Source organism: Streptomyces sp. NPDC048415 (assembly GCF_040651675.1).
In the GTDB taxonomy this organism is placed as follows: domain Bacteria; phylum Actinomycetota; class Actinomycetes; order Streptomycetales; family Streptomycetaceae; genus Streptomyces.
Map to the genome: position 1 here is coordinate 1 of NZ_JBEZKJ010000167.1, position 9,356 is coordinate 9,356.

Sequence of the window (9,356 nt, forward strand, 5' to 3'; positions counted from 1 at the left end):
TCCGTGAGCTCGTGTCGCCGCACCATACGGGCGTCCTGCCCGGCAAACCACGAGATCCACCCAGCCCACCAAGAGCCATCAGAAATGGCCTAGCCGTACTGGGCCCAGCCCGCCAGGTCCGAGCGTTGGCCGTCTCGCGGGAGCATCCGCAGCCGACCGGGGTGGAGTCGACCAGCCACACATCGTCGCTCCACAGCGAGGTGTCCCGGGCCAGGATCCGGATCATGCTGGTGAGCAGCGAGGACGCGGCGCGCAGCCGCTTGTTGTAGCCGGACTGCTGGGGCACGTAGGGAAACAGGTGGCCAAAGTCCCGCCCGACACGGCGCAGCCAGCGCCGCTCGGAGGTGTAGCCGAGCAGCGCCGACATGACCGCGAGCGTGATCAGCTCGGCGTCACTGAGCGTGGGCACGATCCCAATGGCCGGCCGCCACGGCGCCAACCACGGTGAAGCCTTCAATTCGTCGTCGATTCCGGGCATACAGCGCCGTTGCGAGGGTGTCCAGGTCGTTCGTCACACATCGACGTTGGACGCCCTCGTCTCATATCCGCAGGCGATCCCTTGGACTCATTCACCTAGGGATCGGCCAGCAGGGCCCGGACCAGGCGGATGCGCTGCCGCTGACCCGGGGAGGTTGCGGCCCTGCGCGTCGACGGGGGAGTCCGGTCCGTCCGGCAGGCCCCGGACGATGTCCTGCGCCATGGCCGGGTGCGCTGCGCGACCGATGGTTTCCTCGTCCCGGTCCCGCTTGCCGCGGATCACGTCGCGCAGCGGGCCGGCGAGCAGATCGGCCTCGTTGTCCGCGACCAGGATCCGTCGGCGAACCTGCGTCAGGTCGATCTCGTCGAGGCGTATTGCGCCCCGGTCGCGGCCGGCTCGACGAATCGGCCGAGGCGGTCGACCACCGCCGCGGACTTCGACGGCCCGGCGCTGACCAGTGCGGTCAGTCTTCCGGGCGCCACCTCGACGCCGGATGCCTGATCACGAAGCGTGGACGGCGACACGGGCCCGTCCGAAGCCGCTTCCCTGCCCGCGGAATCGGGCTCCAAAGCCAGGAAACGCATGACTGTGCGGGCAGCGACCAGTCCGCGGCCGAGATCGTAGCCGCCCTCGATGAAGAACGAGACCGGCACGACAAGGACCGCAGCGTACCCGTAGACCGCGACCAACTCGCCGACACTGATGGCCGCTTGAGACATCCGGGCTGCCAGCCAGGTCACGGCGGCGGATGTCGTCGGTCTCGGGCTTGAAGGCAGCACCCCAGTCGGTGATCCGCTTGCCGGCGAGGTCGCCATCCAGCTGTTTCCGGCGAGGTCGAGCATGCGGTCGTGGCGCCGGTTGTTGGTTGCGTCGACCTCATGAAGGATCGTCAGGGCTGCCTGGTCGACGCCGATGCCGGGCTGCGGCCGACCCGTGCCCGGTTCACCGGTGTGAGGAAGGTGCGGTCGCGGCGTCGGCGTAGCGGCGGGCCAGGCGTGCGAAGGCGTCTTTGAGTTCTGCGGGGCCGACGACTTTGATGTCGGCGTCGAACCTGCCGAGGACGGCGGCGAGGGCAGGCCATGACCACGAGCCCAGGATGAGTCGGCAGCGGTGCGGCCCGAATTCCTCGACGACTGCGTCGTGGACGTGCGGGGCCACGTCGGCGGCGGGCAGGCCGAGGATCACCTCACCGCGGCAGGGCCAGTCGCCGGAGCCGTCCGACCCCTGGAACCTGCCGGCGACGAAGGCGGCCACGTCGCCCCCGGGCAGTTCGCGCGGGATGAAACGCGGGCCGGTGGGAGTGCGCGGGGTGATCCGGTCGGCGCGGAAGGTGCGCCAGTCCTCGCGGTCGAGGTCCCAAGCGACGAGGTACCAGCGTCCGCCCCAGGTGATCAGGTGATGGGGTTCCGCCCGGCGCGGTGGAGACGCGTCGGTGCTGTTGTCGCCGGCGCCCCGCGCAGATGCGGAGGAGTAATCGAAGCGCAGCGTCTCGCGGGCGTGGACGGCGGCGCTGAGTGTCATGAGCACGGTGCTGTCGGCCTGCGGGGCCGGGCGGGTCGTGGGCCGTTCGACGGCGGTGACGTGGAGGGTTTCGATCCGGTGGCGCAGCCGGGCGGGCATGACCTGCCGGACGGTGGTCAGCGCGCGGGCCGCGGCTTCCTCGATGCCGGCGCCGCTGGTGGTGGCGATCTGGAGTGCGATGGCCAGGGCGACAGCCTGCGCGTCGTCGAACAGCAACGGGGGCAGCTGCGTGCCGGCGCCGAGCCGGTATCCGCCGTCCGGGCCCTTGCTGCTCACGATGGGGTAGCCGAGCTCGCGCAGGCGGTCGACGTCGCGGCGCACGGTGCGCGGGCTGATGTCCAGCCGCTCGGCCAGCAGCGCCCCTGGCCAGTCCCGGCGCTCCTGGAGCAGGGAGAGCAACGACAGCAGCCGCGCGGAAGTCTTCTGCATGGTCTCCATGGTGCCCCGAGAAGCGGCCACACCCTGACCGCTACTGGTGCGACTGTAGTCCCCGAACCGGGCCGGACCCGGGGCCGATGCGCCTCACGGGCCTTGGAGCAAGTGCCGGCACGCGTGACCATCCAGCTCTGTGTTTACAAGAGGCGAGGAGCCCATCATGTCCGTCAACGCAGTGACCCACCTGAACTTCCGAGGCGACGCCCGCGCAGCACTGACCTTCTACCAGTCCGTCTTCGACGGGCACCTGGCCGTGGTCACCTACAAGGACGCCGGAAACGTCCAGGACCCGGCGGAGGCGGACCAGGTGATGTGGGGCCAGGTCGCCGCCGACAACGGATTCCGGGTGATGGCCTACGACGTCCCCTCGAGCCAGCCGTGGGACCAGGGCGAGAACGCGTTCTTCCTCTCGCTGCGCGGCGAGACGGCCGACGAGGTCACCGCGTACTGGGAGAAGCTCACCGAGGGCGCAACCGTCCTGCAGCCGCTGCGCCCCGCCCAGTGGGCGCCCCTCTACGGCATGCTCAAGGACCGCTTCGGCGTCACCTGGGTCGTGGACGTCGCCGTCGAATACAACGCGGGCTGATCACCGGCTCGGGCGGCGGTCACCCGCCGCCCGGGCACACCGCCCCGCCGCCCGTTTCACCAGGTCGTCAGTGCGACTCGGTCGAAGACATCGAAGACAAGGACACCGTCATGACGACGCGTGCGCTGGGGCGGACCGGAATTCAGGTCAGCCCCTACTGCCTGGGCACCATGATGTTCGGCCAGATGGGCAACCCCGACCACGGCGAATGCGTCAGGATGGTCCACCGCGCCCTGGATGCGGGGGATCAACTTCATCGACACCGCCGACGTGTACGGGCCCGACGGCGAGTTTGAGGAGATCGCCACTGGGCGCGGCTCATCGTCTCCACCCAGTCCCGGCCCTGCTTGACCAGCTCGTCGTAGCGGTCCCGGGTCACACTGCCGACGTTTCCGGACATCCGCACCCACCCCCACGGGCGGCGGCGCGGCATCCTTCATGCCGTCAACTCGCCGGTAGTATCCGTCATTTGGCACCATCCGACGGCCGCAGGCCGCCTGCCAGGGCGCACAACCCCGGCGCGTGGAGCGTTCCCGGCCCGGTGCAACGCGCGGCCTCACACCCCACCCTGTTCCGCGCGCCGCCGGTGCCAGGCCCGTCTGCGGCAGCGGGGAGAGCAGTACCGTGCCGAGGCAGGATGTTCCACCCCGACCGTCCAACTGGCGCCGCACTCCGGGCAGTCGGCGGTCCTTGCGGCCTGGATCGCCTCGGTCCTCGCTCGCGTCCGCCGCAGCCGGCGCCAGTCCCGCGAACGGCAGGCCGACGAGCAGAACACCGCCGTTGACTTCACCGACGGCATCAACGGACCACCACACCCGCGACACAACCGAGGGGCCGCCTTACGGGCCTCGGCCGCGGCCAGCCGCAGCCGGACAACCCCCTGACTGCCCATACACGCCACCGTACGGCCCGTGACGGTGCCCGGCACAACCGCAGCCTTGATGACGTGGCGGCTAACTTGTCCGCTTCCTGCTCATCCGACTGCCAGGAAAGGGTGAAGCGCCACCCTGCTACTGCAAGTTGAGCTTCTCGCGGGCTGCCACCACCCAGCGCAGGACGCGGTCGGATTCCGTCCTCTCGGCCAGTTCCGTGGCCTCCTTGAGGAGAGCTGCCGCCTCGTCCCGCTGATTTTGCTCGGCGGCGAGCTGCGCGAGTGCGATCAGGTTTGCCGCCGCTCCTGGCACGAACCCGAGCGCGCGGCGCAGGCGCGTGGACTCCTCGAAGTGCCCTCGTGCCGCGTCCAGCCGTCCGGCCATGTGCTCAGCGAAGCCGAGGTGTCGAAGCACGTAGGACATGGTCAGCTGGTCATCGGCTTGGGTGGCGAGATCGAGGGCGCGCGTGAAGGCGGGCAAGGCCGTCCGTGTGTCGTCGCGGACCACCTGGTGGAAGGTGCCGACCCAGAACAGTGCCTCGCCCTCGCCCCGCCCATCGCCGATCCGTCCGTACAGCTCTGCTGCCCGCTGGAAGAGCTCCAGCTCGCGTGCCTCCTCGACCCGCTCGTCGAGGAAACGGGCATGGATCAGGCGGCCACGGGCCAGGGCGAGGTCTGCCTCGACCGCATCGAGGCCCAGGTCGGCGGTGGCCAGTGCGCCGCTGTCACCACCGAAGACGGCTCGCTCGTAGAGGACTTCAGCCTGCTTGATTCGCGTATCCGCAGTCATGCGGTGATCGTACGATCATCGGCACGTAGTGCGACGGAAATTGCGACCACCCCTCCGTCACCGCCGACCTGCAACGTCCCCGAGCGGGAGACGCTCCAAGCAACAAGCCCCTGGCCTGTACAGGGTTGAGACATCGCAACCCGTTCGAGACGAGCTCACCTTGTCATGCAGGCCTCAGACACAGGCTCTGAGCACCTCGCACGCGAGGGCACCGGCTCCGGTGACCGTCACCATCGCGCGGCCGGAGCCCCCTGATGCCACGTCAGGACGCCGGACGAGCCACACCGCTCAATGGGTGGCCCGTCGTCAGTGGGCGGTCGCCGAGGTGACAGCCGCCCGCGCCTCACGTTCCACCAGCGCGACGCCGTCCTTCATCGACGTGTTGCCGTCCGAGAGGACGGCGACGAGATAGTGGTGTCCGCTCGCCGTGATCCGGCCGACGCTGTTGACGTCCCACAGCCCGGTCGTGTTGCGCTGCAGCCAGCCGTTCTTCAACGCCCATCCGGAGCCGCCGGCCGCGGAGACGCCCCACGCCTGTTCGCCGATGACGCGCGTCATCAGCGTACGGAGGTAGCTGCGCGACGCGGCGTTGAGCGCCGTGGACCCCGCGGGTGAGGCGGGGCGGGTGTCGAACACCGCGCGCAGCAGCCGTATCTGGTCGCTCGCCGTCGTCCGCGTCAGCCCCCACTTGACGCCGGGGCCGCCCTTGGTCGATGTCAGTCCCAGCCGCTTGTTCGCCGCTTCCAGGCCCGGCGCCAGACCGATGCGCCGCCACAGCGTGTTCGCCGCCGTGTTGTCGCTGCGCCTGATCATCGCCTCCGCCTGGGCGCGCTCCTGCGTGGTCAGGTCGTGTCCGCTGTCCTGTGCCTGGAGCAGCGCCGTGGCGAGGATGTCGACCTTGACGATGCTCGCGGTGTCGTAGGGGGTGTCGTCGCCGTAGACCGCGGGCTCCCGGCCCGTGCCGTCCAGGTCGACCACCGCGGCCGTCACCCGGGCCTTCCCCTGGGGCTGCGCGACCGCGAGGGCGACGGCCGTGGCGGTGCCGGGCCCCATCGACGCCGACGCCGGGGTCGCGGCCGCGGGTGCGAGCGAGCCGGCTGCGAAGAGCGTCGCCAGCGCGGCCGCGAGCACGCCGGCGCGGACGGCGGCGTGTCCGCCGTGCGGCCTGCGACTTCCCGCACGCTGCGGGTGCGGCAGGGGGGACGGTCGGTGCGGCATGGTGACGGGCCTCGGCAGTTCGTGGGGGGCGGGACGGAACTGCGAAGGTATATAAAACGCCCGCCCCGCGAGGTGACCGCCGCCACGACAGGGCCCATTGGGTACGAAATGTGGCGAGAAGCACAGGCTCGGGCGGGGGTGATTCCATGCCGTGCTCGGGGTGCGGCGCCGCGCTCCTCGCGGTGGGCGTCATCGCGATCCTGGGCCAGGTGAGGCCCGGCCGGGCGCGAGTCGTAGTGCGTCCACGTGCCTCAACTCCCGCACCACGAGCAGCGGCCGGCCTCGCCGCGCCTTCGAGGACCCTGCCCCGGTGCCCGTCAGCCATCCCGACGGCTTTGCCATCCCTTTACAACTCACCCCGTCGCTGCCTCGTCTCTCCGCTCGATCCGTAACTCAGCCCGCCGCCGCACCGGGCGGGCGACCGACGAAAGAGAGCGATTCATGCGTCGAACTGTCCTCAGAAGCTGTGTCACATCCTCTTTTCGCAGGCCACGGGGGCGTGAAGGAGGATGGTGATCCGGTTTGCCGTTCGGTTGGGCGCCGATGGTCGCCGTTCCGAACGGCAGCGGCAGCGCGTTGGTCTTCAGGTGGCTGCGAGGTGGCTGGCAACGCCTCGGTCTGGCGGCGAGGGCGGCCCAGGCGCGGGACATGAGCACTCATGACCAGGCGAATCACCCGCCGACCCTCCCACAGGAGCGGGCAGCTGGCCTCCCGCGAAGCCGAACGGGACTGATCGTTGTCAAGGACACGGTCATCACCTTGGCCCGCGCCGGCCCGAATTGCGGCCCCGAGCACCACTGCCCGCGTACGGCCTTTGCTCCCCAGGTGGGGAGCGGTTCAGAGAAGTTTCTGCGGGGCCTGGAACTGATCGACAGGGGCGACGTTGCATGCCGCCTTGGGCCCACCGAGGAGGTGACCGCCGATGCCCTCACCTTCGGGGAGCGGCACGAGGCAACGGCCATCAACGTTGATGAGCGGTGCACCGTAGGTGTTGAGGATGCCACCGGCATCTCCCGCGATGGCGGGGGTGCCGTTCCCGCCATCATCGGCGGCATGGGCGGAGGTTGGTAGGGCCACCGCAAGCAGTGCGGTCGCGGCGAAGGTTCCAAGGAGAGCGGTCAAGCGCCGGATCTTCATGACCTGACAACCGCCGAGTCGGTGGAACAGTCACGGGAGGTTCAGACACAGCTTCTCAAGGGCCGGCGCGACGACGTCGTGCCGGCCACCAAGGTCAACGGCCTGATGGGCCAGGACCCCAACCGCCGGGGCAGCTCCCGGCGCTGGATCGTCACGGAGGTCGAGCACTCGCTGCGCCGCCCGGGAACCGACCATATCGACCTCTACCAGGTCCACCACCCCGACCCGGCGACCGACATCGAGGAGACCCTCTCCGCCCTCACCGACCTCGTCCGCAGCGGCAAGGTCCGCTCCCTCGGCTGCTCCAACCTGCCGCCCTCGCAGATCGTCGAGGCGCACTGGGTGGCCGAGCGGCGCGGGCTGGAGCGGTTCCGCACCGAGCAGCCGCCCTACTCGATCCTCAACCGTGCCATCGAGCGCGAGGTGCTGCCGGTCTGCGAGCGCCACGGCATGGGCACCCTGATATGGAGTCCGCTGGCCATGGGCCTGCTCACCGGCCGACACCGCAAAGGACGCCCGTCCGACGCACACGCCGCACGCATGCACTGGGTGCCCCAGCACATGACCGACCAGCGCAAACTGGACGCCGTCGAGCAACTCCTCCCGCTCGCCGAGCAGGCCGGTCTGCCGCTGACCCACATGGCGATGGCGTTCGCCATCACCCACCCCGCTGTCACCGCAGCCATCATCGGCCCCCGCACCATGGCACACCTCGACGACCTGCTCGCGGGCGCGACGACCACACTCGACGACGATCTCCTCGACCGGATCGACACTATCGTCCCGCCGGGCACCGATGTCGGCCCGCTTGATGTCGCCTACGTGCCCCCAGCCCTCACCCAGGCGGCACTGCGGCGGCGTAAGGCCGGGGAGCGGGCGGCGGTGAGCGAATGACCGTCCTGACCGACAGAGCGCTGGGACGAGCGACACTCGCCCGGCAACTGCTGCTCGACCCGGCCGACATGCCTGTCGAGGACGCCGTCGCCCACCGCGGCGGTCTGCAGGCACATCAGCCGCAGGAACCGTTCGTCGGACTCTGGTCGCGGCTGCACGCTTTCGACCCGTCGCACCTTCCGGTCTGCTGATCGGACGGCGCGTCGTGCGGACCCATCTCATGCGCCGCACCATCCACCTCGTCACCGCCGACGACGCCCTGGCCTGGCGGTCCCGCCACGACACCATGCTGCGCCAGCGGGTTCTGGGAACCTACCGCCGCGAACTCGCCGGGGTCGATCTCGACGAACTCGCCGCGGCGGGCCGGGCGGTGATGGCCGACGCCAAGCCCCGCACCATGAGCGAGCTGGTGCGGGCCGTCGAAGGGCGGTGGCCGACGGCGGGGCGGCGCGCGCTGGGCGAGATGCTGATCGCCGCCCTGGTCCCCGTCGCGCAGACCCCGCCACGCGGGCTGTGGCGCACCAAGGCCGGAGTGCGCAATGTCCTGCTCTCCGCCTGGCTCGGCCGTGAGATCGCCCCGCCCGACCCGGACGACTTTGACCCGGTCGGCCAGGCCCTCGTACGGCGCTACCTGGCCGCGTACGGCCCCGCCACCTCAGCCGACCTGCGTGCCTGGTGCGGCCTGGCCGGGCTGCCCGCTGCGGTGGCCGCGATACGCCCGGAATTGGTCAGCTTCCGCGACGAGCACGGGCGGGAATTGCTGGACCTGCCTGACGCCCCGCGCCCCGGCCCCCACACCCCTGCCCCGGTGCGGTTCCTGCCGGCCTTCGACAGTGCGCTCCTCGGCTACCAGTATCGCGGCAGGATCATCGACGACGCCCACCGCGGCCTGTCGGTCGCTGGTGAGCGCGTCGTCCTGGTCGACGGGCGGGTCGCTGCGACCTGGAACGTCGACCAGGACGCCACCGTCACCGTCACCCCGCTGCGCCGCCTCACCCCAGCCGAACGCTCCGAGGTGGCCGAACAGGGGCAGGCACTGGCCTCACTCCTCTCAGACAAGGACAGCGATCGCGCCGAGATCGCAGGATCCCCCGACTGACCGCGACCTCGGGCCGTCTTCGCGAACCCTGGCCCTGTTCGCGGGTGCGACAAGCCGCTGTGCATGACGTCCAGGCAGTTGCGCAGACCGTTCGGGGAACGCTGTAGCAGTGGCGTACGCGGGCTCCCGCCTCGAACGAGGCGGCCATCAGTGAACTGCTCGCCTACGCAGCCCGAGACGTCGCCTCCAGCCGGTAGCGTCGTGCTGCGCAGCTGCGCACCGGTCAACTAGATGTGGTGTCTCAGAACGTTGGTTCCACGGCGTCCTCGAAGGTGAGCTGCTGCGGGATCGTGTCGAGTGGCTTCGGTGGCTGGTCGAACACGATGC

Annotated in this window: 6 protein-coding genes and 4 pseudogenes; 4 read left to right on the forward strand and 6 right to left on the reverse strand. The window is 70.2% G+C overall.

What is annotated here, in order from left to right; genetic code table 11:
- Positions 1-92 precede the first annotated feature (92 nt).
- From AB0D27_RS44005 to AB0D27_RS44015, 3 genes and pseudogenes are all read right to left on the reverse strand, one after another.
- Positions 93-515: pseudogene (locus tag AB0D27_RS44005) on the reverse strand (IS982 family transposase); the annotation flags it as partial.
- Between the two features lie 61 nt (positions 516-576).
- A pseudogene (locus AB0D27_RS44010) lies at positions 577-1,224 on the reverse strand (ABC transporter ATP-binding protein); the annotation flags it as partial.
- A gap of 196 nt (positions 1,225-1,420) precedes the next feature.
- Positions 1,421-2,428 (reverse strand): WYL domain-containing protein, encoded by a 1,008-nt coding sequence (locus AB0D27_RS44015; RefSeq protein ID WP_362520920.1) that lies wholly within the window; start codon positions 2,426-2,428, stop codon positions 1,421-1,423.
- 166 nt (positions 2,429-2,594) lie between these two features.
- Here AB0D27_RS44015 and AB0D27_RS44020 point away from each other — a divergent pair, with 166 nt between their 5' ends.
- Positions 2,595-3,020 (forward strand): VOC family protein, encoded by a 426-nt coding sequence (locus AB0D27_RS44020; protein WP_362520923.1) that lies wholly within the window; start codon positions 2,595-2,597, stop codon positions 3,018-3,020.
- 110 nt (positions 3,021-3,130) lie between these two features.
- Positions 3,131-3,323: pseudogene (locus AB0D27_RS44025) on the forward strand (aldo/keto reductase); the annotation flags it as partial.
- Between the two features lie 707 nt (positions 3,324-4,030).
- On the opposite strand, the gene AB0D27_RS44030 reads toward AB0D27_RS44025, so the two are convergent.
- The 3 genes from AB0D27_RS44030 to AB0D27_RS44040 all read right to left on the reverse strand — a co-directional run bounded on the left by AB0D27_RS44030 (position 4,031) and on the right by AB0D27_RS44040 (position 7,036).
- Positions 4,031-4,681 (reverse strand): tetratricopeptide repeat protein, encoded by a 651-nt coding sequence (locus AB0D27_RS44030; protein WP_362520925.1) that lies wholly within the window; start codon positions 4,679-4,681, stop codon positions 4,031-4,033.
- 306 nt (positions 4,682-4,987) lie between these two features.
- Positions 4,988-5,734, reverse strand: a complete 747-nt coding sequence (locus tag AB0D27_RS44035; protein WP_362520932.1) for a serine hydrolase — start codon at positions 5,732-5,734, stop codon at positions 4,988-4,990.
- A 1,002-nt stretch (positions 5,735-6,736) separates the two neighbouring features.
- Positions 6,737-7,036 carry a hypothetical protein gene (locus tag AB0D27_RS44040; protein WP_362520927.1) on the reverse strand — a complete coding sequence of 100 codons (300 nt, stop codon included), beginning with the start codon at positions 7,034-7,036 and terminating at the stop codon, positions 6,737-6,739.
- Positions 7,037-7,057: 21 nt separating this feature from the next.
- Between AB0D27_RS44040 and AB0D27_RS44045 the strand changes: the two genes are divergently transcribed.
- Positions 7,058-7,930: an aldo/keto reductase gene (locus tag AB0D27_RS44045; RefSeq protein ID WP_362520930.1), complete on the forward strand. Its 873-nt coding sequence runs from the start codon at positions 7,058-7,060 to the stop codon at positions 7,928-7,930.
- Positions 7,927-9,029: pseudogene (locus AB0D27_RS44050) on the forward strand (winged helix DNA-binding domain-containing protein). Before AB0D27_RS44045 ends, AB0D27_RS44050 begins: the two are co-directional and overlap by 4 nt.
- Positions 9,030-9,356: the final 327 nt, after the last annotated feature.

Coding starts and splice junctions, on each gene's coding strand:
- AB0D27_RS44015 (WP_362520920.1), bottom strand. CDS start 2,428: ATGCAGAAGACTTCCGCGCGGCTGCTGTCGTTGCTCTCCCTGCTCCAG.
- AB0D27_RS44020 (WP_362520923.1), top strand. CDS start 2,595: ATGTCCGTCAACGCAGTGACCCACCTGAACTTCCGAGGCGACGCCCGC.
- AB0D27_RS44030 (WP_362520925.1), bottom strand. CDS start 4,681: ATGACTGCGGATACGCGAATCAAGCAGGCTGAAGTCCTCTACGAGCGA.
- AB0D27_RS44035 (WP_362520932.1), bottom strand. CDS start 5,734: ATGGGGCCCGGCACCGCCACGGCCGTCGCCCTCGCGGTCGCGCAGCCC.
- AB0D27_RS44040 (WP_362520927.1), bottom strand. CDS start 7,036: ATGAAGATCCGGCGCTTGACCGCTCTCCTTGGAACCTTCGCCGCGACC.